We start from the raw sequence: 26,544 nt of genomic DNA, 5'->3' as shown, positions 1-26,544 counted from the left end.
TTCCAAGCGTTTTGCCGAAGGCAAAACCTTGCCGGAGACCGGGCTCAGCCCGGTCGAGGATTGTAATAACCGGGTCCCCGCGGCGGCCTGCCGCCGTGGGTAATTGACCGCTCCGTGGCGGGGCGGAATACGTTCCAAATCAATGTAAAAGAGGCGGAAGGCGCTGCCGGGCTCCAGATTTGAAGTGGTCAGCTCCGATTTGACCTGCTGACGATGGACCAGTTATCACCTGATCGGCAGGGGCAGGCGCGGTGGTGAAACCGCATCCGTTTAAATTTTAGAACAGCCAGGGCCCAGTGGCCCGGCGGGAATTTAGACGCTCACTCAGATTTTGCGCGCCGGAAGGATTCTGCCTGGCCCAAGGGGTAACCTCCGTAGCGGGGGACCGGGGGGTCGACTCCCCTTGTCAAGGGGAGATGGCCGAAGGTCAGAGGGGATAGGGACGGGCGAATATGGGCGCGGAGCGCTCATCCTGAGCCGTCCCCCGGCGATCCTCAAGGTGAATTGCCCCGAAGGGGTAAGAGCGGGTGGCCTGGGCCATTGGGTTCTTTCCCATCGCTGGGAAAGAAACTCGCCCCACAGGGCGAAATCCTGTGAGACGGCGGCCGAGTCGTCGCGCCCTACAAAAAGAAGGAAGCAGCACTCGCCGCCCGCACTGCGATCGCAGGCGCGACAAGGTGAATTGGTCCGAAGGACCAAGAGAAGGCCCCCTGGGGGGTTCGGAGCGCAACCGCCGCAAAGCAGCGGCTCTTAGCGCGGAGATGGCGGCGAAATATCCTGGGACGCTGCTCCTGCCCTCTCAGCCATCGCCATACAGGAATTTCTTTTATAGAGCGTCGATGTTTATTTCCAAAAGAAAATAGTATAAAGTTCTTTTCGCTTCTTTTTCTTCCAAGAAAAAGAAGAGAAGAAAGGTGTGTAGAAAGAATTATGGCAAACAAGATTCAGGAAGCCCGGGCCCAAGTGGCCCAGCTGACTCAGGCGGCCTATGAGAAGGCCGTGGAGGCGGGCAAGCTGCCCGCCGGTGCGGAGGTGAAGGCCACCATTGAGATCCCCAAGGACGCCGCCCACGGGGACTACGCCTCCTCCTACGCCATGGCGGGGGCCAAGGCCCTGCGCATGGCTCCCCGGGCCATCGCCCAGACCATCGTGGACCACCTGGACCTGGAGGGGAGCTACTTCCAGAAGGTGGAGATTGCCGGTCCCGGTTTTCTGAACTTCACTCTGGGCCCCAAGTGGTACAAGGAGGTCCTCGCCGACGTGGAGCGTGAGGGGGCCCAGTACGGCGCCAACACCGAGGGCCACGGGGAGAAGGTCATGGTGGAGTTCGTCTCCGCCAACCCCACCGGCCCCATGCACATGGGCAACGCCCGGGGGGGCGTGCTGGGGGACACCCTGGCCAACGTGCTCAAGCGGGACGGCTGCGACACCTGGAAGGAGTTCTACGTCAACGACGCGGGCAACCAGATCCACAAGTTTGCCGTGTCCATCGACGCCCGGTACCGCCAGATCCTGTTCGGGGAGGAGAACGTCCCCTTCCCGGAGGAGGGCTACCACGGGGACGACATCAAGGAGCTGGCCCAGGCCATCTATAAAGAGCACGGGGACAGCTGGAAGGACCTGTCCGAGGAGGAGCGGCTGGACAAGATGGCCCAGTACGGCCTGTCCATCAACATCCCCAAGATGAAGGAGGACCTGCTCAAGTACGGCATCGTGTACGACCAGTGGTTCTTCGAGTCCTCCCTCCACGAGAGCGGCTATGTGGCCGAGACGGTAGAGCTGCTGGGGCAGAAGGGCTGGACCTATGAGAAGGACGGGGCCCTGTGGCTGAACACCACCCAGCTTCTCAAGGAGAAGTATATGCGGGAGGGCAAGACACAGGAGCAGGTGGACAAGCTGGACCTGAAGGACGACGTGCTCCGCCGGGCCAACGGCTTCTACACCTACTTCGCCGCCGACATCGCCTACCACCGCAACAAGCTGGAGGTGCGCAAGTTTGACAAGGCGGTGGACGTGTGGGGCGCCGACCACCACGGCCACGTGGCCCGGCTCCAGGCCGCCCTGGACGGCCTGGGCCTGGACGGCTCGAACCGGCTGGTGGTTGTGCTCATGCAGCTGGTGAACCTGATGCAGGACGGCAAGCCGGTGCGCATGTCCAAGCGCTCGGGCAAGGCCATCGCCCTCCACGACCTGCTGGACGAGATCTCGGTGGACGCCGCCCGGTATTTCTTCAACTCCCGGGCCTCCACCAGTCCCCTGGACTTCGACCTGGACCTGGCGGTGCGGGAGGACAGCGAGAACCCGGTGTACTATGTGCAGTACGCCCACGCCCGCATCTGCTCCCTGCTGTCCCGTCTGGGAGAGGAGGGGGAGAAGGTCCCCGCCGCCCAGGACGTGGACGCGTCCCTGATGACCACCCCGGAGGAGCTGGCCCTGATGAAGGCTCTGGCCCAGTTCCCGGAGGAGATCCATCTGGCCGCCCGGGACTACGACCCCAGCCGGATCAACCGGTATCTGGTGTCCCTGGCCGGGGACTTCCACCGCTTCTACAACTCCTGCCGCATCAAGGGGGAGGAGCCCGCGGTGCTCTCCGCCCGGCTGAAGCTGGCGGACACGGTGCGCGCGGTGCTCTCCAACGGCATGGGGCTGCTGGGCGTGTCTGCGCCGGAAAAGATGTGAGAATCAGGAGCGGGCGGCCCGGCCGCCTGCTCCTCCCTATATGTCCGGCGCCGGCCGGGCACAGATACGGTGACCAAGGAGGGGTGCCCTGTGGCGCAGCAGAAAAAGGAGCTCTTTTCCAAGTGGAGGGACTGGACGCAGAAGAACCGGAACTGGATTTTGTATGCCGCCGGAATACTGACGCTGTTCGGACTGGCCGGCGGAGCGGCGATGCTCCCCGAACAGGTGGCCCTCCAGGCGGTTCAGGAGGGGCAGACGGCCGCCCTGGTGGACAAGGAGATGGCTCTGGGGGCCACGGGGGGGCTGACCGTTTTTTTCGGCCTGCTCTTTGCCCTTAGGCCCAGAGAGCTGGTGTACTTTGTGGCCCTGTGTCTGGCGGTGTTTCTGGTCTACTCCCTGCTGATGATCAACGTGGTGTTGTAGCGATGGATTGGACAACTCTGGAACAGAACCTCCGGGCCCGGACCCCCGGCCTGATGGACGCCACCGGGAGATACGCCGTCCTGGTCCCCCTGGTGGAGGGGGAGGAGGGGCCCGCCCTCCTCTATGAGGTGCGGGCGGGGAGCCTCCGCCGCCAGCCGGGGGAGGTGTGCTTCCCCGGCGGAAAGATGGAGGGCTCCGAGTCCCCGGAGGAGTGCGCCCTGCGGGAGACCTGGGAGGAGCTGGGGATCCCCCCAAAAAGCATCCAGGTCCTGGGGCGGCTGGACTTTATCGCCCACCGGGCCAACTTCATCATGTACCCCATTCTGGCGAGGGTGGACCGGGGGGCGGTGGACCGCATGACCATGAACCCCGCCGAGGTGGGGGAGACCTTCCAGATCCCCCTCCGCCATCTGATGACCCACCCGCCCCTGGAGTACAACTATACCCTCCTGCCCAGCACCGACGGCAATTTCCCCTATGAGCTCATCGGCATTCCCCGGGACTACCGGTGGCAGCCGGGGGGCGAGAACGTGCCCGTCTACCCCTGGGAGGGCCGCGCCGTCTGGGGCCTGACGGGGCGGATCACCCGGCATCTGGTGCAGCTGCTCCAGGAGATGGGGAGCACCCCGTGAGGGGGCCGGAACAGCTGGGGCCCTATACCCTGTGCCAGCCGGAGGGGGTGTTTCCCCTGGGGGAGGACGCCCTGGCCCTGGGGGGCTTTGCCACCGTGAAGCGGGGCTGGAGGGTGTGCGACCTGGGGACAGGGAGCGGCTGCCTCCTGCTGCTCCTGGCGGGGCGGGAGGAGGAGCTCCGGCTGTCCGGGGTGGACCGGGACCCCGCCGCCGCCCAGGCGGCCCGGGACAACCTGGCCCGCAACGGTCTGTCCGGGGAGATCTGGACGGGGGACTGGAGGGCGGTCCCCTTCGCCCCGGGCTCCTTTGACCTGGTGATCTCCAACCCGCCCTACTATGCCCGCGGCTCCGGCGGAGACGGCGGTCCCGCCCGCATGGAGGGGGAGGAGGACGGACTGGCCCCCCTGTGCCGGGCGGCGGCCCGGCTTCTGAGAAACGGGGGGAAATTTGCCCTGTGCTTCCGCCCGGAGCGGCTGGCCGGTCTGTTTGCCGCCCTGGAGGGGAGCGGCCTGGAGCCCAAGCGGCTGCAATTTGCCGCCCACCGGCCGGACTGCCCGCCCCGCCTGGCCCTGGTGGAGGCGGTGCGGCAGGGGAGGCCCGGGCTGGAGGTCCTGCCAGTCCGGTACCGGAACACTCTGTAAAGCGAAATAGCTTTTCAACAACTGCGCCAAAGGAGGCCGCCCATGTCAGGCATATTATATCTGGTTCCCACCCCCATCGGCAACCTGGGGGACATCTCCCCCCGCATGGCGGAGGCCCTGGCCCAGGCGGACTTCATTGCCGCCGAGGACACCCGGGTGTCGGTGAAGCTGCTCAACCACCTGGGGATCAAAAAGCCCATGGTGTCCTACTACCGCCACAACACCTCCACCAGCGGCCCGGCCATTCTGGAGCGCCTGCTGGCGGGGGAGAGCTGCGCCCTGGTCACCGACGCGGGCACCCCGGCCATCTCCGACCCCGGGGAGGAGCTGGTGGCCCTGTGCGCCCAGGCGGGGGTGGAGGTGGTGTCCATCCCCGGGCCCTGCGCCCTGGTGGCCGCCCTGGCGGCCTCGGGCCAGCCCACCGGGCGCTTCACCTTTGAGGGCTTTCTGGCCATGAACAAGAAGAACCGCCGCCGCCACCTGGAGTCCCTCCGGGGGGAGGAGCGGACCATGATCTTCTACGAGGCCCCCCACAAGCTGCCCGCCACCCTGGCCGACCTGGCGGAGACCTTCGGGCCGGACCGGCCGGTCTCCCTGTGCCGGGAGCTGACCAAGCTCCACGAGGAGATCATCCGCACCACCCTGGGGGAGGCGGCGGAGCGCTATCAGACCGAGCCCCCCAAGGGGGAGTTTGTGCTGGTGGTCCGGGGGGCGGAGCCCCGGGAGGAGCCGGAGGCCACCCTGGAGGACGGCCTGGACCGGGTCCGGGCACTCCGGGAGGAGGAGGGGCTGTCCCTGCGGGACGCGGTGAAGCGGGCCGCCAAGGAGCTGGGGCTGTCCCGGAATGAGCTCTACCGCCTGGCGGTGGAGGACTGAGACAGTCTGCCTGAGAACATGTACGCCTCCGAGGGAAAGTTCCCTCGGAGGCGTTTCCTTTCTATGGCATGCAATATGAAAAAGCCAGCCTGCGGAGCCGGGCGGTTCCACAAGCTGGCTTTTCAAGACCCTCGTCCGGTTCAGCGGGTCCCTCTCTCTACGCTGCGGGATAGCAAAATTGGTACTGAGCCTGATCCGGCGGACCGGAGGTCCAGCTCCAGTCCGCACAGTACCAGGGGTGGCCGCCGATGCGCAGCCAGGTGGACTCCCCCCAGCGCCCGTCGGACAGGCGGTAGGTCTGGTACACCGTGCCGTTCTCCGCGATCCTCCGCCACCCCTCTTGAATGGTTACGTCCTCCGGGAAGGTCCCCCGCTCGTGCTGGAGCTGCTGGTCCTGCTGGACAAAGGCGGCTGTGCTGCCAAAATTCTCCTCCAGATCCAACTCCACATCCCGGGGGAGGACCGCCCTCCAGGGGCCGCCCAGGAAGAACAGAAGTACCAGAACAAACGCCGCCCACTGGAGAACCCGGAACGGGATGCTTCTGGGCCGCCAGGCCAGAAGGGCCTTGACCCGCACCGCTCCGTCGCTCTCGCCAAAGGCCAGAGGCACGTCCCACAGCTGCCGTCCCGCGCCCAGCTCCACCAGGGTCTTGGCGTACTCCCGGCGCTGGGCCGGGGGGAGCTGATTCAAGGTGGCCTGGTCGCAGTCCAGCTCCAGGTCCAGACACACGTACCGGTGGGCCAGCCACAACAGGGGATTCCACCAGTGGAGGGCCAGGGCAAAGGTGACCGCCGCCTTGACCATTCCGTGGATGCGGACCCGGTGGTTGAGCTCGTGCCGGAGGACCAGGGCCATCCGCTCGGGAGGCAGCTCCTCCTGGAGGTAGATGGTGGAGATGGACTCCCCATCCCGGCTCTCCCAGTCGCTGCAGATAAAACTGGTGGGCAGGTCCCGGCACAGGCGTACCTGTACCGGGGCGTCCTCCGGACGTGGAATTTGAAGCCGGCCCAGCTCCGGCCCGTCCCAGTCCAGCAGCCGCCCCTGGAGGGCGGTCTCTTTCAGCCGGCTGCTCTGCCGGCCAAACCGCCGGAACATCAGAATCACCCCGGCGGCCCACACCAGACAGAAGAGCGCCGCCATCCACCATTCCAGAGAGACGGTCACCGAAGCTCCGCCAGGAAAGGCCAGATTGTACTGGCCTCCCCCCTGAAAAACGGGCAGGTAGGCGGGGATGGATTCATCCGCCATGGTCCGGGGGGTAATCAGGTCCAGCAGAGTGACCGGGAGGATGCGGGGGAGAGTCAGAACATTGTACCAGACAGGGAGATATCCGGCGCCCCACGCCAGAAACCACAGCCACAGCCTCTGCCGGGGGGACAGAGCCCGCACCAGCGCCGGCCGGAGCAGGAGCAGAGCGCCCACCAGAAATCCGGAGGCCACGCCCATATTAAAAAAGATTGTGATCAGCTTTATAAGAATGTACACGGGATGCTTTCCTCTCTGTTACGGGTAATACGCCGTATATCCGGCGAGGTCCGGCGGACTTGAGAGCCAGTCCCAGCCCATATGAGACCAAGTCCCATCTGAATAGCGGTACCAGCTGGATTCCACCCATCGTCCGTCGGACAGCTGATAGACGGCGTCAAAGAACCAGGTCTGTTGGAAACTGCGCCACCCCTGCTGGACCGTGACGGAGTCCGGGAGCCCGAGCCGGTCCAGCTCCTGCTGGAGGAAATTTTCTTGGCTGCCGAACTGCTCTGTGATTTGGATGTCTACATCCGCCGGGAGGACCACATTGGAGGGACCGCCCACGAAGAACAGCAGGAGCAGAAGAAACAGGAGGAAGCCGGGCAGCCGAAGCCAGAAGTTTTTCTGCTTCCAGGCCTCCTGCACGTAGACGGTCCGCTTCTTCCAGGTCACGGCGGCCTTCACCCGGGCCGCCCCGTCGCTCTCCCCGAAGGCCAGGGGGGCGTCCCAGAGCTGTTTTCCCGCCCCCAGCTCCACCAGGGTCCTGGCGTACTCCCGGCAGTTTTGGGGGGAGAGCTGCTCCAGAGTGAACCGGTCGCAGTCCATCTCCAGGTCCAGGCAGGTGTACTTATAGGCCAGCCAGATCAGGGGATTCCACCAGTGGAGGACCAGTCCGCAGGTGATGATGCCCTTCATCCAGGTGTGGTTCCGCTTCAGGTGGTTGAGCTCGTGGCGGAGGACCAGGGCCATCCGCTCCGGGGGGAGCTCCTCCTGGAGGTAGATCATGTTGTACTTGATCCCGTCCAGTTTTTCCGCCTTCTGGTACACAAAGCTGGTGGGCAGTCCCCTGCACAGGCGGACCAGGACGTAGTCGTCCGCCGGCTTCAGGCCATAAAAGGGTTTCAGCTCCGGCCCGTCCCAGTCCAGCAGCCTGCCCTGGCTGGCCTGGGCTTTGATCCCCTCGCTCCGGCGGGAAAAATACAGGGTCAGGAGGACAACACCCCCCAGAAGAACTGCCCCGGCCAGGGGGGCCATCCACGGCTCCAGAGAGAGGGGCACGTAGGACCCGCCGGGGAGGGCCAGATTGATCTGCTGGTCCCACTGGCAGTCGGGGAAGTAGGCGGGCACTCGGTCAAAGGAGAGGTTCTCCATGGTCCTGGGGGTGATCAGGTCCCGGAAGGTGACCGGGAGCACATGGAGGTAGGAGAGCAGCTGGTATCCCTGCAGCGTATAGGCGGAGAACCAGGCGGTCATCCACAGCAGCAGCCGCTGCCGGGGGGACAGGACCCGCTTCAGCAGGGGACGCAGCAGCAAAAGCGCTCCGCAGGCGAGGCCCACCGCCAGTCCCAGATTCAAATAGCCGGACAAAAGCAGCCACAGGAGCTGATTCAGCATAACGGCACCTCCCAATTTTTCTTAAAATGTTCCGCACAGACGGCAGATTCCGATTTTCCAAGCTACGGCGTGCCCAGAAAGAGGCACATGACCAGCGCCGCCGCGCACAGGCCCAGCAGTTTTCGGGGGATGGTCAGGGGCTTCCAGGCCAGCAGGGCCTTCACCCGGCGCTCCCCGTCGCTCTCCCCGAAGGCCAGGGGCACGTCCCACAGCCGCTGGCCGGAGCCCAGCTCCACCAGAGTCTGGGCGTACTCCCGCCGCTCCTGGGGGGAGAGGCGCTCCATGGTCCTGGCGTCGCAGGAGAGCTCCATGTCCAGGCAGGTGTACCGGTAGCCCAGCCAGATCAGGGGGTTCCACCAGCCGGCGATGAGCGCGAAGGACATATAGCCCTTGATTATGCCGTGCCGCAGGCACAGATGGTCCAGCTCGTGGAGGAGGACCAGCCGCCGGCGCTCCGGAGGCAGCTCCTCCTGGAGGTAGATGGCGTTCCACAGGGCGAAGCTGGTGGGCAGATTGGGAGCGAGCCACACCGGACAGGTGTCCGGGGCGTCCGGCTCCTCCTTGGGCTTGCCGAAATCCGACCACAGGCCGACCTCAGTCCGGGTCCCCTGCTGTCCCAGCCGCCGCAGGGCCAGGGCCCGGCGGACCATCCACACCGTCAGGCACACGACCCCGGCCAGATAGACCGCCGCCACAGCCAGACACACAGTGTCGGTGAGCGCTATGGGAACCCGGACTCCGCCCGGCAGGGTCAGGGCATAGGTCCCCGGCCCGTCGTAGTCCGGGGGCAGAAAGAGCGGGCCCCTAAAAAGCGCATAACTTCTGGCCGCGGAGATGTCCAGAAGATCCCATACGGTGACTGGAAGCACGCGAAAATAGGAGACGCACCCCCACACCGTGAAGATCAGCGCGGAGTACCAGAATACGTACCACAGACACACCCTCTGCTGAGGGGTCACAATGCGGACCAGCAGGGGGCGCAGCAGGAGGAACACGCCAAAGACAACCCCCATATTCAAACACACATTACCCATGATAAACAGCAGTGTGATTCCGAACTCCATCCCTCATCCCTCCCAGGTGTGCTGGTCGATGAGCTGTTTCAGCTCCTCCGCCTCCTTCTGGGTGAGCCTCCGGCCGCTGAAAAAGGCGGTGAGGAAGGGGGACACCCCTCCGGCCTGGCGGGAGAGCTCCTCCCCCTGGGCCTTCAGCACCTCCTCCCGGGTGACCAGGGGGGTGACGGTGGCCTCCTCATTGGCCGCCGCCCCCTTGTGGCACAGGCGGCGGAGCACCGTGTAGGTGGTGCTCTTGCTCCACTGGAGCTTTTCCCGGCACCGGGCCACCAGCTGGGTGGAGTTCACCGGAGCGTCCTCCCACAGAAGCTCCATCAGTTTCCACTCGCCCTCGGACAGCTTTTCCATCTGTATTCCTCCTCTCTTGGGTTTATCGAAATAAACCTTCATTCTAAGTGGAGTTTATCATAATAAACCTTTGCTGTCAACGGGATTTTTCATAAAAATGCGCGGTCCATTTCAGGGGGACATTCTGCCCGTGGACGGCAAAAATTTTGAAAAGTAAGCCGAAGCAAACTCGCTGGATATTTACAAACTGGGGAAAAAAAGATATACTAGGTGGGCTGAACAGCAATGCTCTGAACCGAGGAAAGGAATTTATATCCATGCGCAGACGAAACATACTGGCCCTGCTGCTGGCCCTGACCCTTCTGCTGCCCGGGTGCGGAGGCGCCCGGACCGGGGGAGGGGAGGAGGCCCGGCTGACCATTCTGGCCTCCACCTATCCGGTCTATCTGGCCGCCAGGGCGGTGACGGACGGGGTGGACGGCGTGGCGGTGGAGCGGCTGAACACCGGGGAGGTGTCCTGTCTCCACGACTACACCCTGACGGTCACCGACATGAAGAAGATCGAGCAGGCGGACGTGATTGCCCTGAACGGGGCCGACCTGGAGGAGTTTATGGAGGACGCCCTGGCCGCCTCCAGCGCCCTGGTCATCGACTGCTCGGAGGGGGTGTCCCTCCTGGAGAACGCCGGCCACGTCCACACGGAAGGAGACGACGGCCATGACCACGGCCACTACGACCCCCACTACTGGATGGACCCGGACAACATGGCCCAGGTGGTGGAAAATCTATATGCCGGCCTGAACCAGGCCGATCCGGACCACCAGGAGCAGTACCAAAACAACGCCCAGGCCGCTGCGGCCCAGCTTCAGGACTTCGCCGGCTCCGCCCGAATGGCCCTGACCGCGGCCCTGGAGGAAAACGGAGTGGAGCTCTCCGGCCTGGTCACCTTCCACGACGGCTTCCGCTACTTCGCCCAGTTCCTGGACGTGCCCCTGCTGGCCTCCATCGAGGAGGAGGAGGGCAGCGAGGCCAGCGCCAAGGAGATCAATGAGATCACAGCCCTTGTAAAGGAGCACGACCTGCCGGTCATCTTTACCGAGGTGAACGGCTCCGACGCCACCGCCCAGGCCATCTCCCGGGAGACCGGCTGCGCCGTGGCCCAGCTCACCATGCTCATGGACGGGCCGGACGGGGGGACTTTGTCCGACGACTACTGCGGCGGCCTGATGGAGAACATCCGGACCATCGTCAACGGCTTTGCGGGCGAGGAGGTGCTGGCATGAGAAAAATCAAACACGGAAAAATGTCCGGGGGCTGCTCGGATTCCTGCTGCCTGAAGCTGGAGGGGGTGTCCGTCCATATCCAGGGGGAGGACATCCTGGAGGACGTGTCCTTCCACCTCCACTGCGGGGAGATCACCGCCCTCATCGGCCCCAACGGGGCGGGCAAGTCCACCCTGTTCCGCAGCGTTCTGGGCCAGCTCTCCTATCAGGGGAGCATCACCTTCTCCCCGGCGGGGGGACCGGCCATCCGCCTGGCGGACGGGACGGTGATGGGGGGGACCCGCCCCCTCATCGGCTATGTGCCCCAGTCCCCCAGCTTTGACCGGGGGGACCCCATCTCGGTGCTGGACTTCTTCACCGCCGCCACCTCCAAGTGGCCGGTGTGCCTGCCCATCCCCCAAAAATACCGGGAGCGGTGCCGGATGAGCCTGGAGCGGGTCCACGGGGGCGACCTGTTGGACAAGCCCATGGGGGGCCTGTCCGGGGGACAGCTCCAGCGGGTGCTGCTGGCCCTGGCCCTGGAGCCGGTGCCCCACATCCTCATTCTGGACGAGCCCCTGTCCGGGGTGGACATCGAGGGGGAGCACCAGCTGCTGGAGATGCTGGACGAGCTGCGCACCGAGTACGACCTGTCCATCCTCCTGTCCACCCACGACTTCGCCACCCTGAACCAGTTTGCGGATAAAGTGATTTTGCTGAACAAGCGCATCCTGAAGGTGGGGCCCCCGGACGAGGTCACCGCCTCCCCGGAGTTTTACGAGACCTTCCATCTGCGGATGGGGAAAGGGGGGATGTGAGATGGAACTCTGGTACGCCATTGTGGACCTGCTCCCCTTTGAGTGGGCGGAGAGCGGCTCCATGTACTTTATGAAAAACGCCCTGCTGGCGGTGCTGGTCATCTCGCCCCTGTTCGGCATCCTCTCCACCATGGTGGTCCACAGCCGCATGTCCTTCTTCTCCGACGCCCTGGGCCACTCCGCCTTCACCGGTATGGCCATCGGGGCCCTGTGCGGCTTTGCCGAGCCCACCTGGGCGGCGGTGGTATTCGCGGTGGTATTCGCCGTCCTCTTTAATGTGGTGCGCCGCCGCACCGCCATGGCCAGCGACACGGTGATCGGGGTGTTCTCCTCCACCGCCGTGGCCCTGGGCATCTTCATCTCCACCCTGGGCAGCCGGTCCTTCACCAAGTTCAACTCCCTGCTCATCGGCGATATTTTGTCGGTGGAGCCCTCCAAAATCGGGGTGCTGGCCCTCATCCTGCTGCTGGTGTGCGCCCTGTGGGGGCTCTCCTTCAACCAGCTCATGCTCTCCGCCGTCCACCCGGCCCTGGCGGACAGCCGGGGGGTGCGGGTCTTTTGGCAGGAGACCATTTTCTCCGCGGCCATCGCCGTGGTGGTCACCCTGTCCATGACATGGGTCGGCCTGCTGGTCATCAACTCCCTGCTGGTTCTCCCGGCCGCCGCCGCCCGGAACGTGTCCCGGAACCTGTTCCAGTACCACCTGTTCTCTCTGCTGGGGGCGGTGCTGGCGGGGATCGCCGGTCTGATGACCTCCTATTACGTGGGGTCCTCCGCCGGAGCCGCCATCACCCTGTACCTGGCGGTGTGGTTCTTCCTCACCTTCTTCCTGCGGAAGAAGGGGTGACCTTTTTTGACAAAACGCCTCCGGTCTCAGCGGCCGGGGGCGTTTTTGTCTTGTCCCCCGGTGTCAGCCGGTCCCGCCCCGCCATATACTGGGGTGTAACGGAGAGGCCCGGGAGGGCGGCTCCGCACATGATCTCACAGAGGGGAGGCGCGTGTTGATATGGGTATCGTGGTGGTACGTTCCCCCAAATGCCTGCGGGGGCTGCTGCGCAGGATCTTCGGCCTCAAGGGCTGAAACAAGCAGTCATACATTCCCTCCCGGATACATATAGTGTCCCAAAGCCAAGCCGCGGGGACCGCGGACACGGATGGAAAAGGGAGAGGAACCGTATGGAACTGGAATTTGACCGGGATGTGATCCAAGGCTGTGAGGTGCTGGCGGACGGGACCGTCTGCCAGGAGGAGACGCTGGAGTCCATCGTGCCGGACGCCTGTCCGGACATTTTACGCATCGTGGCGGTGTGCGGACAGGCGGCCCTCAACGGCAAGCAGGCCAAAGAGGGGATGGCCCAGGCCAGCGGGACGGTGCGGGCGGTGATCCTGTACCAGCCCGAGGCGGGGGGAGGGCTGCGCCGCATGGAGGCGGCCCTGCCCTTCACCGCCCAGCTGGAGGCCCCCGGCCTCACGGACCGGGGAACAGTACAGGCCTGCGTCCGCCTGCGGGGGGCGGAGGCCCGGGCCCTGAACCCCCGGAAGGTACTGCTGCGGGCCGACCTGACGGTGGACCTGACCGCCTTTCAGCCCAAAGAGCAGGTGTGCTGCCAGGGGGTGCTGGAGCCGGAGGCCAACGGGGTCCAGGAGAAGATCACCGAGGGGGAGACCTACCAGCTCTCCGCCGTCCAGGAGAAGCCCTTTACCTTCTCCGACCAGGTGCGCCTCAACGGCGGCCCGGGGGAGGCGGCCCAGCTGCTGGCCTGCCGGGCGGTCCCCCTGTGCGGGGAGTGCAAGCTCATCGGCACCAAGCTGATTTTCAAGGGGGCGGTGGAGCTCCAGCTCCTGATGCAGGAGGCGGGGGGCGGTCTGACCTCCTACCACGAGTCCATGCCCTTCTCCCAGGTGATGGAGGTCCCCGGGGTGGGGGAGAGCGGCGACTGCCGCCTGGCGGTGGAGCTCACCCAGTACAGCTGCGAGCCCTCCGGGGAGGACGGGCGGACCCTGGAGCTTACCGTGGACCTGCTGGCCCAGGCCCAGATCTGGAGCCGCAGGCCGGTGTCTGTCCTCCAGGACCTGTACAGCACCGCCTTCCAGACCCAGGTGGAGCGGGAGGACCAGTCCCTGTGGCAGCTGCTGGAGCTGTCCAGCCGGGTGCAGAACGTGCGGGAGCTCTTTGAGACGGGGACGGCCCCCCGGAGCGTGGTGGACAGCTGGGCCTCCCTGGGGGAGATCCGCCGCAGCCGGGAGGGGGAGGAGCTGGTGCTGGAGGGGGAGGTCCAGGTGACCGTCCTCTATCTGGACGAGGAGGAGAGCCCCCAGGTGTTCCAGAAGACCATGGGGGTGGCCTGCCGCCTTGAGGCCCCAGCCGGGGCCCTGTGCCGCTGCCGGATGGTGACGCCGGGGGAGGTCTTTGCAACCCCCGCCGCCGGAGGGGTGGAGGTGCGCTTCAACCTGGAGTTCCAGTGCCTGGTGCTGGAGGAGCGAAAGCTCGCCGCCGTGTGTGGAGCGACCTTGGGCGAGCCCCGGGCCAGGGGAGAGGGGGACCAGCCCTCGGTGGTCCTCCGCCTGGCCGAGCCCGGAGAGGGCCTGTGGGAGCTGGCCAAGTGCTACGGCACCACCATGGAGCAGATCCTCCAGGCCAACCAGCTGGAGGAGGGGAGTTTGCCCACCGGGCGGATGCTGCTCATTCCCAGCGTGCGGTAAAGATTTCTTTTGGGGGTACCCAATCCCAAAAGAGTTTCTTGAGAACCGTAGGGGAGGGGCTGAAGGTGAATCGGCCGAAGGCCGAGAGAAGCCACCCTGGGGTGTGCCCCTCCCGCGGGCCGGTCTGGGACCGGCCCCTACAATAAGAACAGGCGGCTTCCAGATCTGCCGTAGGGGCGGGTGTCCTCACCCGCCCGCCCTCGCCCGCATGGACTTCTGCTGTATCGTCTCCCCCGAACGGGGAGAGCGCAAACTCCCCGGAAAAACCGAAAACCCGCGCCGGTCTCCCGAAAAGGGGAGGCCGGCGCGGGTCTGTATCTGTAAACGGACGGGAGAAACCCTTATTTCCGCTTGGAGCGGTTGATGGCGGACAGGATGGCCCGGAGGGGAGCCAGGTTGATATTGTGGGACAGGCCCACGCCCCAGTACTTCTTGCCGTCCCGCTGGTCCTGGAGCAGGATATAGGCCACGCCCTGGGAGTCGGAGCCGTTGGTGATGGCGTGGGACTTGTAGTCCAGGAAGGTGTAGTGGTCCATACGCTCCCCCTGGATGGCGTGGAAGAAGGCGTCGATGGGGCCGTTGCCCTCGCCGGACACGTCGAAGATGGTGTCGGTGTGCTGGAGAGTGCCCTGGAAGGCCACGTGGGAGTGGCCCTCGGCGTCGATGGTCTCGGTGAAGGCGTGCTTGAGCAGCTTGTAGGGCTCCTTGGCCTCGATATACTCCTGATGGAACAGCTCGTTGATGCGCTGGGGGCTGATCTCGGTGCCCACCTTGTCGGTCTCCACCTGGACGATGTGGCCGAACTCCGGGTGCATGGTCTTGGGCAGGTCGTAGCCGAAATTGTGCTCCATGATATAGGCGGCGCCGCCCTTGCCGGACTGGGAGTTGATGCGGATGATGGGCTCGTACTCCCGGCCCACATCGGCGGGGTCGATGGGCAGATAGGGGATCTCCCAGAAGTCGGAGTTGGACTCCTTCATATACTGGCTGCCCTTGTTGATGGCGTCCTGGTGGCTGCCGGAGAAGGCGGTGAACACCAGCTTGCCGGCGTAGGGCTGGCGGTCGCCCACGGGCATCTTGGTGGTGCGCTCGAACATCTCCTTGATCTTGTTCATGTCGGAGAAGTCCAGCTCCGGGTCCACCCCCTGGGTGTACATGTTCATGGCCAGGGTGACGATGTCCACATTGCCGGTGCGCTCGCCGTTGCCGAAGAGGGTGGCCTCCACCCGGTCGGCCCCGGCCAGCAGGCCCATCTCGGCGGTGGCCACGCCGGTGCCCCGGTCGTTGTGGGGGTGGAGGGAGATGATGGCGCTGTCCCGTGAGGGCAGCTTGCGGATGAAGTACTCCAGCATGTCGGCGAACTGGTTGGGCATGCAGTTCTCCACGGTGGTGGGCAGATTCAGGATCACCTTGTTCTCCGGGGTGGCGTGGAGGTGGTCCAGCACCGCCTGGCAGATCTCCACGGCGTAGTCCATCTCGGTGCCCATGAAGGACTCGGGGGAGTACTCAAAGCGCAGATTCATGCCCTCGTCGATGAGGGGCTTGGACATCTCGTAGATGAGGTCGGCGGCGTCGGTGGCGATTTTGGTGATGCCGTCGGTGTCCATGTGGAAGACCACCTTCCGCTGGAGGGTGGAGGTGGAGTTGTAGAAGTGGAGGATGACGTTCTTGGCGCCCTTGATGGCCTCGAAGGTCTTTTTGATCAGATGCTCCCGGGCCTGGACCAGCACCTGGATGGTCACGTCGTCGGGGATGTGGCCCCCTTCGATGAGCTCCCGGCAGATCTCATACTCCGTCTCGCTGGCGGAGGGGAAGCCGATCTCGATCTCCTTGATGCCGATGTCCACCAGCGTATGGAAGTACTCCAGCTTCTCCTGGAGATTCATGGGGTCCACCAGGGCCTGGTTGCCGTCCCGCAGGTCCACGGAGCACCAGGTGGGGGCCTTGGTGATCACCTTGTCGGGCCAGGTGCGGCCCACGATCTTCTGGGGCTGGAAGGGGATATACTTTTTGTAGCCTGGATTCATGGTTCTTTCCTCCTAAATGAAAGTATCTTCACTGTCGAGGGGTGTTTTAGAAAAAGCCTCGCAGAGTTTCGCCGCCGCAGCGGCGAAAGGCTTTGGAATCGTTTTTGGGGCGGCTTTGCCGACCCCAAAAACACATCTCAGACCGCAAGTGTGCCCGAAGGGCGCGCGCAGCGGGCTGCAATCTCCTCGGCCGGAAAAGGCCGGCAGGCCTTTTTTGGCCAGAAAAAAACGCCCCCGACTTTTTCAAGTCAGGGGCGTGGAATGTTGCTCACGCGGTACCACCCTGGTTCAGCCGCCGGTCACCCGAACGGCCCTCAAAGCCTCCAACAAGGCCGCGGCCGCTAACGAGGCCAACCGTCCCGCCCTACTTTTTGGTTCAGGCGGACTGCTCAGGGACCAGTTATCCACAGGGCGGCCACGCGCCGGTTTGCACCAACCACCGGCTCTCTGAAGGGGGCGTGCCCTGTCTTTTTTCCCGTCGCTGCATTTGATGTTCTACATTTTAACGAAGGAACGGCGGTTTGTCAAGTGGATTTTTCCGAGGGGGCGGGGATCAGGTGCACATCCATCTGGGGGTAGGGCATGGACACCCCGCGGCGCTGGAAGGCGGGGAGGACGGCCTCCAGCAGCTGGTAATAGGTGTCCCAGTAGTCTCCCGTGGTGGTCCAGGCCCGGAGCAGGTAATTGACTCCGCTGTCCCCGTATCCGCTCAGGCGGATCTCCGGGGCTGGGTCCTGGAGGATGGTGGGAAACTGGCTCACGGCGTCAGCCAGGGCGGCCTTCACATCCTCCGCCTTGTCCTGGTAGGAGGCGCTGACGGTGATCTCCATGCGCCGCCGGCCCAATCGGGTGTAGTTGATGATGGTGGCGGAGGAGAGCTGGCTGTTGGGGATGTAGATCTCCTTGTTCTCCACGGTGGTCAGGGTGCTGTAAGACATGCCGATCATGGACACGGTGCCGGACACCGAGCCGATCTCCACATAGTCTCCGATGGTGAAGGGCTTGGACACCAGCAGCATGATGCCCCCGGCCAGGTTGGACAGGGTGTTCTGAAGGGCCAGGGAGACGGCCAGGCCGGCCACGCTCAGAAGGGCGATGATAGAGGTGAGCTCCACCCCCATGGACCCCAGGAGCACCAGGGCCAGCAGCAGCCACAGCACAACGGACAGGGCGGAGCGGAGGTACCGGTGAATGGGGGCCAGGGCGGCGTTTCGGGATAGAATGCGCTCCACCGCCCGCTGGATCAGCTTGATGGCCACCACGCCGACGGCCAGCACCAGGACGGCCCGCAGAATGTTGTCCAGGGAGAGGGCCTGGAGATTGAAGCCCCCGGCTACTTGGGACAGGATCTCGTCTAACGTCATAATAAAGACCTCCGTTTCTCAGAAACATACAAAGCGGCGCGCGGGAGCACTCCAGTCTCTCGCGCGCCGGAAGGGGTCAAGAGGGGTTGTCCTGGGTGTACTGGCGGACGTGGCGCTTGAGGCATTCAAAGGTCTCGGCGCTGATGTCGTGCTCGATGCGGCAGGCGTCGGCGGCGGCCACCTCCGGGGAGACGCCCAGCATCACCAGCCACTCGCTCAAAAAGCGGTGGCGCTCATAGACCCGCTGGGCCTCGGACTCCCCCTGGGGGGTGAGCTCCAGCCGCCCGTCCTTTTCCATGTTCAGATAGCCGTTGCTCTTCAGAATGGAGACCGCCCGGCTCACCGAGGGCTTGGAGAAGCCCAGATGCTGGGCCACGTCAATGGAGCGCACATTTCCCTTCTGCTGGCGCAGAACCAAAATCGCCTCCAGATAGTCCTCGCCAGATTCGTGCAGTACCATGCTCATACGCTCCTTTGTATCTCGAATTTGGATTGGTTTTTGTAGTATACCATGTTTCACGGTTTTTTTCAACGCAAACCTGGGGGAGTGTGTTTGCTTTACGTGTGGGGGAGTTTCGCCGCCTGCGGGCGGTGACCTTCTTTTTCCATGGCGAAAAAGAAGGCAAAACGCCCCCAGGGACGGCTCAGATGAGCGCTGACGCGCTCATATTCGCCTTTCCCCGGACCCCATTACGGGAGACGCGTACCTGCTGGATTTTGCAAAATTCCCGGCGCGCAAAATCTGAGTGGCTGGTCTGAATTCCCGCCGGGCCACTGGGCCCTGGCCGGATGGAAAATTGCGGCGATTGCAATTCCACGGCTGCGCCTGACTTGGAAGAGCAAACGCTTCAGTCGTGAAAACTTTGTAGGGCGGGGGTTTACCCCCGCCGCCGAATCGGGATGGTATCCGTAGGGGCGGCCCCATGTGGCCGCCCGCAAGCCTTCCCCCCGGGGGGAAGGTGCCCCAGTGCGCACACTGGGGCGGATGAGGGGAACGCTTCCGGTAGTGTGAGGGGCCCGACATAAACGGCAGTCTTCCCCTCATCCGCCTCGCTTCGCTCGGCACCTTCTCCCAGGAGAAGGCTCATATATGCCCACTGCACTACTTGAGCCCCACCGCAACAAAGGCGCTTTCAAACAGGGGAATGCCAGGCTCTCGATTACCACCAAGACAGCGGAAGCGAAAGACGAGGAGCAGTGTGTCGGCCGATCCTGCCTCCATGCCACTCACCCCTTGGTGCCTCTTTGGCTTCTTTCTGAGCATCCAGAAAGAAGCTCGCCACCGTAGCGGCGAAACTCCTCCATTAAACAGAAACCGAGTTCTTCTTCCGCAGAAAGGAAAATTTCGTCTCCGAGCACAGCACCGCAATGAAGATCAGGCCAAATCCCACCAGCAGCCGGGGACTCACCGGGTCGCCGTAGAACAGCACCGAGAACAGCACCCCGAACACCGACTCCAGGGAGAGGATCACCGAGGCGGAGGAGGGCTCCGACCACACCTGCCCCACATTCTGGCACAGGAGGGCCACGGTGGTGGCCATGACGCACAGATAGGCCAGGGGCCAGAGCACCTCTGGCTGGGTGAAGATCCCGGCGGGGAAGGGCTGGAACAGCAGCCCCCCGGCCAGGGAGAGCAGGGCGGTGGAGGCAAATTGAACAGTGGTGAGCAAGTAGATGTCCTTGCCGCCGGACAGGCGGTTCACCGCCACAATGTGCAGGGCGTAAAACAGGGCGCTGAACAGGCTCAGGCCGTCTCCCCAGGTGACGGTGAGGTCCCCGGACAGGGAGACCAGCCCCACCCCGGTGATGCAAAGAAAGGCGGCCAGCAGGTTATACCGGTCGGGCCGCCGGTGAAACACCCGCCAGGCCAGAAAGGGGACCAGCACGCAGTAGGTGGCGGTGAGGAAGGCGTTCTTGGAGGGGGTGGTCCCGGTCAGGCCGAAGGTCTGGGTGGTGTAGGCGATAAAGAGGAATACCCCGAAGAGCCCGCCCCGCCACAGGTAGTCCCGGGTGAAGTGGGTCCGCCACTTCTTCCAGCAGAACAGCCCCAGCAGCACCGCGCCGGTGGTGAACCGAAAGACCAGAAGCCAGAAGGGGGGCACCGCGTCCAGGGTGTTTTTCATAATGAAGAAGGAGGTGCCCCAGATAAAGGCGGCCAGAAACAGCAGGGGCTTGGCCAGGCGGCGCATCACGGCCTCAGACATGGAAAAGCGCTCCTCTCAAATTATTTGCGCATCGGGAAATTTCATGGTAAGATAGGCGGGATCAAAGACAGAGACAGGGGGAAGACGCATGGAGATCCTGCCCAGAGATTTTTATGACCGGGACACCCTCACCGTGGCCCGGGAGCTGCTGGGGTGCTATCTGGTCCGGGAGTGGGAGGGGAAAAAGCTGGCGGTCCGGATCACTGAGACCGAGGCCTACATCGGCCGGATGGACAAGGCCTGCCACGCCTATCAGTATAAGCGCACTCCCCGGACGGAGACCCTCTTCTCCAAGCCGGGCGTCTCCTACGTCTATCTCATCTACGGCATGTACCACTGCCTCAACTTCATCACGGAACCGGAGGGGGAGCCCTGCGGCGTGCTCATCCGGGGGGCGGTCCCGGTTGACAATAAGGATAGCATAGCAGAAAACCGCTTTGGCTGCAAGGCCTCCCAGCTCACCGCCTACCAGAAAAAACATTTCCTGGACGGACCGGGAAAACTCTGTAAAGGGCTAGCACTTACCAGGGCGGAGAACGCCCTGCCCCTGGACCGGCCGCCCCTGTATGTGTGCCGGGGCCCAGTCCCTCAGGAGATCCAAACAGGCAAGCGCATCGGCATCGACTACGCCCAGGAGGCCATCGACTTCCCGTGGCGGTTCTGGTTCACGCCCGGGACGGAGGAGGGGGAGCATGGTCTTTTTTGATTTGGACGGCACCCTGCTGGACTCCAACGGGATCTGGCTGGACATTGACATCGCGTTTCTGGGGCGGCATGGGATCTCCCCTGTGCCGGAGGACTACACCTGGTATGTGACCCACCACAGCGCCCCAGACTCCGCCCGGTACACCCGGGAGCGGTTTGGGTTGGCTGAGACGGCGGAGGAGATCCAGGGGGCCTGGCTGGACATGGCCCGGGAGGCCTACGCCGGACAGCTGGCCCTCAAGCCCGGGGTGCGCGCCTTCCTGGAGCAGTGCCTGGAGCATGGAGTTCCCATGGCGGTGCTCACCTCCTGTATCCCGGAGCTGTGCCGGGCCGCCCTGGCGCGCCACGGCGTCTTGGACTGGTTCCAGGGGGTGGTGTACGCCCAGGAGACCGGGATCGGGAAGGGGGAGCCGGAGCTGTACCGCCTGGCGGCGGGGCGCTGGGGGAGGTCGCCGGAGGACTGCATCCTGTTTGAGGACTCCCCGGGCTACTGCGCCGCCGCCCGGGAGGCGGGCTTTTTCGTGGCCGGGGTGCGGGACCCCCTGTACACCGGCCGGGAGGAGGAGCTCCGGGGCCTGTGCCGCGGCTGGGTGGAGGACTTCCGCCGGGTGCCGGAGCCCCTTCTGAAGCGCGTCTTGGGCACATGCGGGCAGCCTGCCGGGAGAGGTTCGAAACAGTGAAACAGGGTCGGAAAAAATACTTGCAATTTCCAGAGATCTGTGATAACATCTTTTAGTCTGAAATAACGGGTGGTCCTCTGCGGCCGCCGCGCCGGTTTTGGAGCGCGGCAGGATGGCTGGCATGAACGCCTATACAACAGGAGGAAATTGACATGGATCTGATGAAGGCTTTTACCGACAAGTACACCAAAGAGGAGCCCCCGGTTGTCCAGGTGGGCGACACCGTCCGGGTGCACCTGAAGGTTAAGGAAGGCAACCGCGAGCGTATCCAGGTGTTCGAGGGCACCGTCATTGCCAAGAAGCACGGCGGCATTGAGGAGACCTTCACCGTCCGCCGCATCTCCTACGGCGTCGGTGTGGAGAAGGTGTTCCCCCTCCACGCTCCCTCCATCGAGAAGGTGGAAGTGGTGCGGCACGGCAAGGTGCGCCGCGCCAAGCTGTACTACCTGCGCGGACGCGTGGGCAAGGCGGCCAAGATCAAGGAGGCCCTTTGATCCAGAGCAAAAAAGGAGCGGTTGCAGACCGCTCCTTTTTTCGTATTAAAACAGACTGGCTGCCCAAGCCGGCGGAAGGGAGGAGAGCGCATGTTTGAGACAGTCACAAAAAATGGCCGGGTGCTGGCCTTGATTCCGGCGGACCGGACCATCCCGGACGGGGACGCGGCGCTGGAGCTGGCGGTCTCCGCCCGGTATGAGACGGACAGCGCCCGGCTGGTCATCTCCAAGGAGTGTTTTCCGCCGGAGTTCTTTTGGCTGAGCACCGGGCTGGCCGGGGAGATTTTGCAGAAGTGGACCAACTATGGGTTTCGGGCGGCCATCTTCGGGGATTTCTCAGCATACACCGAAGTCAGCAAATCCCTGCGGGATTTTATCTATGAGTGCAATCGGGGGACCGCGGTCTTTTTCGTTCCCACCCGGCAGGAGGCGGAGGAGCGTCTGAGCCAGGTGTAGGGGAGAGACACGGTCCGGAAAGGAGCGCTGCAATGAATATTCAATGGTATCCGGGGCATATGACCAAGACCCGGCGGCAGATCGAGGCCGACCTGAAGCACGTGGACATCGTGGTGGAGATCATCGACGCCCGCATCCCGGTGTCCAGCCGCAACCCGGACATCGACTCCATCACGGCGGGAAAGCCCCGGCTGGTGGTGCTCAACCGGGCGGACCAGGCCGACCCGGCGGGAAACAAGGCCTGGGGGGCATGGTTTCGCCAGAGGGGGTTCTCCGTGCTGGAGACCGACGCCAAGACTGGCACCGGCGTGGGGCAGTTCCCCAACGTGGTCCGGGGCGTGCTGAAGGACCAGATCGCCCGCTGGCAGGAGAAGGGGTTAGTCGGCCGCCCGGTGCGGGCCATGGTGGTGGGGGTGCCCAACGTGGGCAAGTCCACCTTTATCAATAAGGTGGCCAAGCGCAAGTCCGCCAAGGCCAGCGACCGCCCCGGCGTCACCCGGGGCAAGCAGTGGGTCACCGTGGACCGGGGGCTGGAGCTGCTGGACACCCCGGGTATTCTGTGGCCCAAGTTTGAGGACGTGCAGACCGGCCTCCACCTGGCATTTACCGGGGCGGTGAAGGACGAGATCATGGACGTGGAGACCCTGGGCTGCCACCTGATGGCCTTTCTGGGGGAGCACTACCCGGCCGCCCTCCAGGCCTATAAGCTGACGGAGATCCCCGCCCGGGAGGACGGGGAGGAGACGGTGGCCTACGGGTACCGCCTTCTGGAGTTGGCCGCCGGAAAGCGTGGCATGCGCATCTCCGGGGGAGAGTTTGACACCGAGCGGATGGCGAGGGTCCTGCTGGATGAGTTCCGAGGGGGAAAACTGGGGAAGTTTACCCTGGAGCTGCCGGGGGAAGCTTGATTTTTACGGGGGGGGGGAGTTTCGCCGCCCCGGCGGCGAATGACTTTCTGGACGGCCAGAAAGCCACCAAAGAGCCGCCAGGGGGCGGGCGCAATCGGCAGAAACGGCTGCGCCGTTCCTGCCTCCATGCCGCCCGTCCCCTAGAACCCCCGTTACGGGGGACGCGTACCTGGGAGGTTGAGCAAAATTTCCGGCGCGCAAAATCTGAGCGGCCTTCTGCGGTTCCATCCGGGCCACTGAGCCCTGGGCTTGCAAAAATTGTCGCTGCTGCGGCTCCACAACCGCGCCTGACTCTGCCGAACCAACGTCCACGGCGCGGCTTTCGCCGTAGGGGCGGGGTCCTCACCCGCCCGCCCGTTGGAATATGGATTGCGGTCCAAGAGAGCATCCTCATCCGTCACGGCTTCGCCGTGCCCCCCTACCCATTTTGTCCCTTCGGGACATTTCCCCCTGATAGGGGGAATCGTCCTTCCCCCCTGGGGGAAGGTTTGAGATCGGGAGCGTTGGCTCAGCATACTCAGGCGCAGTCCGAAAACCGCACCAGCAGCAAATTTGGACCACCCAGGCCCCAGTGGGGCCGGAAGAAAACGCAGGCAAGCACTCCTAATTTTGCGCGCCGGAACCATAGCAGTACAAGCCAGGAGAGCGCCCCCGTAAAAAGGGGTCCGGGGAAAGGCGAATATGAGCGCGGAGCGCTCATCTTGAGCCGTCCCCGGGGGCGTTTTGCCTTCTTTTTCGCCACGGAAAAAGAAGGTCGCCGCCCGCAGGCGGCGAAATCCTCTGCGCAGAAAGCTCTCCTATACAGGCGATAAAACCTCTTCCGAAAGAAGGAAACCTCCATGAACGACCTATGGCAATATGAAAAAGAAGCCCTGGCCGCCGGCCATACATCCATCTGCGGCTGCGACGAGGCGGGAGCCGGACCTCTGGCCGGTCCGGTGTACGCCGCGGCGGTGATTCTGCCCCTTGGGGTGGAGATCGACGGCCTCAACGACTCCAAGAAGCTCACGGAGAAAAAGCGGGAGGCCCTGTTCCCCGTCATCCAGGAGAAGGCCGCCGCCTGGGCGGTGGCCTGGGTGGACGCCCGGGAGATCGACGAGACCGACATTTTAAGCGCCCGCATGAAGGCCATGCAGCTGGCCATAGACCAGTTGGAGCCCGGGGCGGACTTCGCCCTCATCGACGGCAACCGGGACCACGGGCGGAGCGCCGCCATCCTCACCCCCCACCGCTGCCTTGTAAAGGGAGACAGCCTGTCGGCCTCCATCGCGGCGGCCTCCATCCTGGCCAAGGTGAGCCGGGACCATTGGATGGTAAAGGCGGCGGAGGAATACCCGGAGTATCAGTTCCAGAAGCACAAGGGCTATGGGACCAAGCTCCACTATGAGCTGCTCCGGACCTACGGCCCCAGCCCCATCCACCGCCGGTCCTTCCTGAAGAACCTATGAGCGGGGAGGAGAGCCGCCGCCTGGGGCGCTGGGGAGAGGACCTGGCGGCAAAGTTTTTGGTGGGAAAGGGCTATCGGGTCCTGGACCGGAACTGGAAATGCCGCTTCGGGGAGCTGGACCTGGTGGCGGAGGGGGAGGGGTATCTCTGCTTTGTGGAGGTGAAGCTGCGCCGGACCCAGCGCTTCGGCACGGGGGCGGAGCAGGTGGACCGGCGAAAACGGGAGAAGCTGCGGATCACTGCGGAGCTCTACCTCCAGGAGCGCCCCGCCGTACTCCAGCCCCGGTTTGATGTGATCGAGGTGCTGGCCCCCAACGGGTTGGGGACCAAAAATCCCAAAATACGACATATTGAGGGGGCATTTTGAGAAAAAACCGCCGCCGGGGAGGCGAATTGTGAAGCCTGGGGTTGACCTGTTCCGGAAAAAATGGCATAATACAACACTAGGGGATCTTGATATGATCCGCATTGATTACGTATCCTAAAACAAGAATGGAAGGAATCGAGATGCAATACATCAGCACAAGAGACCGGGAACAGCAGTTTTCCGCCGCTCAGGCCATCTCCAAGGGGCTGGCGGACGACGGAGGGCTGCTCACGCCGGTCTATCTGCCCAAGCTGCCCCGCCGCTCCCTGGAGGAGCTGAAGGACATGTCCTATCAGCAGCGGGCGGTGTACGTGATGAAGCTGTTCCTGGACGGGTTCTCCGTCAAGGAGCTCACCGACTTCGCCAACGCCGCCTACGGGCCGGAGAAGTTCGACACCCCGGCGGTGGCCCCGGTGCGCGCCTTGGACTCCAACACCTTCTGTCTGGAGCTGTGGCACGGCCCCACCTGCGCCTTTAAGGACATGGCCCTGCAGATGCTGCCCCACCTGCTCACCGCCTCCCTGCGGAAGCTGGAGGAGGAGAAGACGGTGTGCATTCTGGTGGCCACCTCCGGCGACACGGGCAAGGGGGCCCTGGAGGGCTTCCGGGACGTGGACCACACCAAAATTCTGGTGTTCTACCCCAAGGACGGGGTCTCCGCCATCCAGGAGCTCCAGATGGTCACCCAGGAGGGAGACAACGTGGGGGTCTGCTCGGTGTACGGCAACTTCGACGACGCCCAGACGGGGGTGAAGCAGCTTTTCTCCGACGAGAAGCTGCGGGAGGAGCTGGCCCAGCGGGGCTACTTCCTGTCCTCCGCCAACTCCATCAACTGGGGCCGGGTGCTGCCTCAGGTGGTCTACTACATCTCCGCCTACTGCGACCTGCTCCGGGATGGACATATCCAGCTGGGGGACCCCATCAATGTGTGTGTGCCCACCGGCAATTTCGGCAACATCCTGGCGGCCTATTACGCCCGGGACATGGGGGTGCCCATCCACCGGCTGATCTGCGCCTCCAACGCCAACAACGTGCTCACCGACTTCCTGCGCACCGGCGTGTATGACCGCAACCGCACCTTCTACAACACCATGTCCCCCTCCATGGACATCCTCATCTCCAGCAATCTGGAGCGGCTGCTGCTGGCCGTTACCCAGGAGGACAGCGAGGTCCGGAAGTACATGGGTCAGTTGAAGGAAACCGGCCGCTATGAGGTCAGCGAGCGGGTGCGGGACAAGATTCAGAAGCTGTTTATGGGCTACTGCTGCGACGATACTGAAACCAAGAAGATTATCGGCGCGATTTACCGGCAGTTCGACTATTTGATCGACCCCCATACCGCCGTGGGCTTCTCCGCCCTGGGGCAGTACCGCCAGGAGACGGGGGACGAGACGCCCACCGTGGTCGCCTCCACCGCCAGTCCCTTCAAATTCTGTGACAATGTGCTCTCCGCTCTGGGGGTCAAAGAGCAGGCCCAGGGTCTGGATATCCTGGACCAGCTCAGCCAGGTGACGGGAGAGCCGGTTCCGGCTCCGCTGGCCGCCCTGCGGGACAAGAAGCCCCGCTTCCATGAGGCCGTGGAGAAGGACCACATGGTGGACGCGGTGCTGGAGATGCTCCGTCCACAGAAATAAG

24 protein-coding genes, 1 pseudogene and 1 other annotated feature are annotated in these 26,544 nt (G+C 64.0%); of the genes and pseudogenes, 17 read left to right on the top strand and 8 right to left on the bottom strand.

What is annotated here, in order from left to right; genetic code table 11:
- The first annotated feature begins 930 nt into the window (after window positions 1-930).
- From argS to rsmI, 5 genes are all read left to right on the top strand, one after another.
- Complete coding sequence (gene argS / locus B5F19_RS05895; RefSeq protein ID WP_087288909.1) at window positions 931-2,679, top strand: arginine--tRNA ligase; 1,749 nt, start codon at window positions 931-933, stop codon at window positions 2,677-2,679.
- A 90-nt stretch (window positions 2,680-2,769) separates the two neighbouring features.
- Entirely contained in the window at window positions 2,770-3,102 is a 333-nt protein-coding gene (locus B5F19_RS05890) for a hypothetical protein (protein ID WP_087288907.1), read from the top strand.
- A gap of 2 nt (window positions 3,103-3,104) precedes the next feature.
- Complete coding sequence (locus tag B5F19_RS05885; RefSeq protein ID WP_087288905.1) at window positions 3,105-3,734, top strand: CoA pyrophosphatase; 630 nt, start codon at window positions 3,105-3,107, stop codon at window positions 3,732-3,734.
- Window positions 3,731-4,375: a methyltransferase gene (locus B5F19_RS05880; protein WP_087288903.1), complete on the top strand. Its 645-nt coding sequence runs from the start codon at window positions 3,731-3,733 to the stop codon at window positions 4,373-4,375. Before B5F19_RS05885 ends, B5F19_RS05880 begins: the two co-directional genes overlap by 4 nt.
- A 42-nt stretch (window positions 4,376-4,417) precedes the next feature.
- On the top strand, window positions 4,418-5,251 hold the full coding sequence (rsmI, locus tag B5F19_RS05875; RefSeq protein WP_087288901.1) for a 16S rRNA (cytidine(1402)-2'-O)-methyltransferase: 834 nt from the start codon (window positions 4,418-4,420) through the stop codon (window positions 5,249-5,251).
- A gap of 157 nt (window positions 5,252-5,408) precedes the next feature.
- Here rsmI and B5F19_RS05870 read toward each other — a convergent pair whose 3' ends face one another.
- From B5F19_RS05870 to B5F19_RS05855, 4 genes are all read right to left on the bottom strand, one after another.
- Window positions 5,409-6,737 (bottom strand): M56 family metallopeptidase, encoded by a 1,329-nt coding sequence (locus B5F19_RS05870; RefSeq protein WP_087288899.1) that lies wholly within the window; start codon window positions 6,735-6,737, stop codon window positions 5,409-5,411.
- A gap of 18 nt (window positions 6,738-6,755) precedes the next feature.
- On the bottom strand, window positions 6,756-8,114 hold the full coding sequence (locus B5F19_RS05865) for a M56 family metallopeptidase (RefSeq protein WP_087288897.1): 1,359 nt from the start codon (window positions 8,112-8,114) through the stop codon (window positions 6,756-6,758).
- 62 nt (window positions 8,115-8,176) lie between these two features.
- On the bottom strand, window positions 8,177-9,178 hold the full coding sequence (locus tag B5F19_RS05860; protein WP_087288895.1) for a M56 family metallopeptidase: 1,002 nt from the start codon (window positions 9,176-9,178) through the stop codon (window positions 8,177-8,179).
- 3 nt (window positions 9,179-9,181) lie between these two features.
- On the bottom strand, window positions 9,182-9,535 hold the full coding sequence (locus B5F19_RS05855; protein WP_087288893.1) for a BlaI/MecI/CopY family transcriptional regulator: 354 nt from the start codon (window positions 9,533-9,535) through the stop codon (window positions 9,182-9,184).
- A 257-nt stretch (window positions 9,536-9,792) separates the two neighbouring features.
- Between B5F19_RS05855 and B5F19_RS05850 the strand changes: the two genes are divergently transcribed.
- The 4 genes from B5F19_RS05850 to B5F19_RS05835 all read left to right on the top strand — a co-directional run bounded on the left by B5F19_RS05850 (window position 9,793) and on the right by B5F19_RS05835 (window position 14,258).
- Window positions 9,793-10,758: a metal ABC transporter substrate-binding protein gene (locus B5F19_RS05850; protein WP_087288891.1), complete on the top strand. Its 966-nt coding sequence runs from the start codon at window positions 9,793-9,795 to the stop codon at window positions 10,756-10,758.
- Window positions 10,755-11,555, top strand: a complete 801-nt coding sequence (locus B5F19_RS05845) for a metal ABC transporter ATP-binding protein (protein ID WP_204248297.1) — start codon at window positions 10,755-10,757, stop codon at window positions 11,553-11,555. Before B5F19_RS05850 ends, B5F19_RS05845 begins: the two co-directional genes overlap by 4 nt.
- Before the next feature lies 1 nt (window position 11,556).
- Window positions 11,557-12,402 (top strand): metal ABC transporter permease, encoded by an 846-nt coding sequence (locus B5F19_RS05840; RefSeq protein ID WP_087288889.1) that lies wholly within the window; start codon window positions 11,557-11,559, stop codon window positions 12,400-12,402.
- Between the two features lie 329 nt (window positions 12,403-12,731).
- Window positions 12,732-14,258, top strand: coding sequence for an SPOCS domain-containing protein (locus B5F19_RS05835; RefSeq protein ID WP_162612532.1), 1,527 nt, complete (start codon window positions 12,732-12,734; stop codon window positions 14,256-14,258).
- Window positions 14,259-14,599: 341 nt separating this feature from the next.
- Here the strand turns inward: B5F19_RS05835 and leuA are convergent, their stop codons facing one another.
- From leuA to B5F19_RS05815, 4 genes are all read right to left on the bottom strand, one after another.
- Window positions 14,600-16,285: a 2-isopropylmalate synthase gene (gene leuA / locus B5F19_RS05830; RefSeq protein WP_087288885.1), complete on the bottom strand. Its 1,686-nt coding sequence runs from the start codon at window positions 16,283-16,285 to the stop codon at window positions 14,600-14,602.
- A 247-nt stretch (window positions 16,286-16,532) separates the two neighbouring features.
- Window positions 16,533-16,776, bottom strand: a binding site (T-box leader).
- A gap of 33 nt (window positions 16,777-16,809) precedes the next feature.
- Window positions 16,810-17,649: a mechanosensitive ion channel family protein gene (locus B5F19_RS05825; RefSeq protein ID WP_087288883.1), complete on the bottom strand. Its 840-nt coding sequence runs from the start codon at window positions 17,647-17,649 to the stop codon at window positions 16,810-16,812.
- Between the two features lie 76 nt (window positions 17,650-17,725).
- Entirely contained in the window at window positions 17,726-18,109 is a 384-nt protein-coding gene (locus tag B5F19_RS05820) for a metal-dependent transcriptional regulator (protein ID WP_087288881.1), read from the bottom strand.
- An 844-nt stretch (window positions 18,110-18,953) separates the two neighbouring features.
- Window positions 18,954-19,853, bottom strand: a complete 900-nt coding sequence (locus B5F19_RS05815; protein ID WP_087288879.1) for a DMT family transporter — start codon at window positions 19,851-19,853, stop codon at window positions 18,954-18,956.
- Between the two features lie 88 nt (window positions 19,854-19,941).
- Between B5F19_RS05815 and B5F19_RS05810 the strand changes: the two genes are divergently transcribed.
- From B5F19_RS05810 to thrC, 8 genes and pseudogenes are all read left to right on the top strand, one after another.
- Window positions 19,942-20,559 (top strand): DNA-3-methyladenine glycosylase, encoded by a 618-nt coding sequence (locus B5F19_RS05810; protein ID WP_087288877.1) that lies wholly within the window; start codon window positions 19,942-19,944, stop codon window positions 20,557-20,559.
- Complete coding sequence (locus B5F19_RS05805; RefSeq protein ID WP_162612531.1) at window positions 20,546-21,238, top strand: HAD family phosphatase; 693 nt, start codon at window positions 20,546-20,548, stop codon at window positions 21,236-21,238. Before B5F19_RS05810 ends, B5F19_RS05805 begins: the two co-directional genes overlap by 14 nt.
- Before the next feature lie 152 nt (window positions 21,239-21,390).
- Window positions 21,391-21,732, top strand: a complete 342-nt coding sequence (gene rplS, locus B5F19_RS05800) for a 50S ribosomal protein L19 (RefSeq protein WP_087288873.1) — start codon at window positions 21,391-21,393, stop codon at window positions 21,730-21,732.
- 90 nt (window positions 21,733-21,822) lie between these two features.
- Window positions 21,823-22,188 (top strand): DUF4180 domain-containing protein, encoded by a 366-nt coding sequence (locus B5F19_RS05795; RefSeq protein WP_087288871.1) that lies wholly within the window; start codon window positions 21,823-21,825, stop codon window positions 22,186-22,188.
- Between the two features lie 32 nt (window positions 22,189-22,220).
- Complete coding sequence (gene ylqF, locus B5F19_RS05790) at window positions 22,221-23,096, top strand: ribosome biogenesis GTPase YlqF (protein WP_087288869.1); 876 nt, start codon at window positions 22,221-22,223, stop codon at window positions 23,094-23,096.
- 827 nt (window positions 23,097-23,923) lie between these two features.
- A pseudogene (locus B5F19_RS05785) lies at window positions 23,924-24,544 on the top strand (ribonuclease HII); the annotation flags it as partial.
- Window positions 24,541-24,909, top strand: a complete 369-nt coding sequence (locus tag B5F19_RS05780) for a YraN family protein (RefSeq protein ID WP_087288865.1) — start codon at window positions 24,541-24,543, stop codon at window positions 24,907-24,909. The pseudogene B5F19_RS05785 and the gene B5F19_RS05780, both read left to right, overlap by 4 nt.
- A gap of 140 nt (window positions 24,910-25,049) precedes the next feature.
- Window positions 25,050-26,543: a threonine synthase gene (gene thrC / locus B5F19_RS05775; RefSeq protein WP_087288863.1), complete on the top strand. Its 1,494-nt coding sequence runs from the start codon at window positions 25,050-25,052 to the stop codon at window positions 26,541-26,543.
- Window position 26,544: the final 1 nt, after the last annotated feature.

It is taken from the genome of Pseudoflavonifractor sp. An184 (genome assembly GCF_002160305.1).
Lineage (GTDB): Bacteria > Bacillota > Clostridia > Oscillospirales > Oscillospiraceae > Lawsonibacter > Lawsonibacter pullicola.
Note: the sequence above shows the minus strand (reverse complement) of the source record. Positions and strands in the feature narration are given on the sequence as shown.

Coding starts and splice junctions, on each gene's coding strand:
- B5F19_RS05780 (WP_087288865.1), top strand. CDS start 24,541: ATGAGCGGGGAGGAGAGCCGCCGCCTGGGGCGCTGGGGAGAGGACCTG.
- rsmI (WP_087288901.1), top strand. CDS start 4,418: ATGTCAGGCATATTATATCTGGTTCCCACCCCCATCGGCAACCTGGGG.
- B5F19_RS05795 (WP_087288871.1), top strand. CDS start 21,823: ATGTTTGAGACAGTCACAAAAAATGGCCGGGTGCTGGCCTTGATTCCG.
- B5F19_RS05825 (WP_087288883.1), bottom strand. CDS start 17,649: ATGACGTTAGACGAGATCCTGTCCCAAGTAGCCGGGGGCTTCAATCTC.
- B5F19_RS05810 (WP_087288877.1), top strand. CDS start 19,942: ATGGAGATCCTGCCCAGAGATTTTTATGACCGGGACACCCTCACCGTG.
- thrC (WP_087288863.1), top strand. CDS start 25,050: ATGCAATACATCAGCACAAGAGACCGGGAACAGCAGTTTTCCGCCGCT.
- B5F19_RS05805 (WP_162612531.1), top strand. CDS start 20,546: ATGGTCTTTTTTGATTTGGACGGCACCCTGCTGGACTCCAACGGGATC.
- B5F19_RS05815 (WP_087288879.1), bottom strand. CDS start 19,853: ATGTCTGAGGCCGTGATGCGCCGCCTGGCCAAGCCCCTGCTGTTTCTG.
- B5F19_RS05885 (WP_087288905.1), top strand. CDS start 3,105: ATGGATTGGACAACTCTGGAACAGAACCTCCGGGCCCGGACCCCCGGC.
- B5F19_RS05820 (WP_087288881.1), bottom strand. CDS start 18,109: ATGGTACTGCACGAATCTGGCGAGGACTATCTGGAGGCGATTTTGGTT.
- leuA (WP_087288885.1), bottom strand. CDS start 16,285: ATGAATCCAGGCTACAAAAAGTATATCCCCTTCCAGCCCCAGAAGATC.
- argS (WP_087288909.1), top strand. CDS start 931: ATGGCAAACAAGATTCAGGAAGCCCGGGCCCAAGTGGCCCAGCTGACT.
- B5F19_RS05850 (WP_087288891.1), top strand. CDS start 9,793: ATGCGCAGACGAAACATACTGGCCCTGCTGCTGGCCCTGACCCTTCTG.
- rplS (WP_087288873.1), top strand. CDS start 21,391: ATGGATCTGATGAAGGCTTTTACCGACAAGTACACCAAAGAGGAGCCC.
- B5F19_RS05860 (WP_087288895.1), bottom strand. CDS start 9,178: ATGGAGTTCGGAATCACACTGCTGTTTATCATGGGTAATGTGTGTTTG.
- ylqF (WP_087288869.1), top strand. CDS start 22,221: ATGAATATTCAATGGTATCCGGGGCATATGACCAAGACCCGGCGGCAG.
- B5F19_RS05840 (WP_087288889.1), top strand. CDS start 11,557: ATGGAACTCTGGTACGCCATTGTGGACCTGCTCCCCTTTGAGTGGGCG.
- B5F19_RS05835 (WP_162612532.1), top strand. CDS start 12,732: ATGGAACTGGAATTTGACCGGGATGTGATCCAAGGCTGTGAGGTGCTG.
- B5F19_RS05845 (WP_204248297.1), top strand. CDS start 10,755: ATGAGAAAAATCAAACACGGAAAAATGTCCGGGGGCTGCTCGGATTCC.
- B5F19_RS05855 (WP_087288893.1), bottom strand. CDS start 9,535: ATGGAAAAGCTGTCCGAGGGCGAGTGGAAACTGATGGAGCTTCTGTGG.
- B5F19_RS05865 (WP_087288897.1), bottom strand. CDS start 8,114: ATGCTGAATCAGCTCCTGTGGCTGCTTTTGTCCGGCTATTTGAATCTG.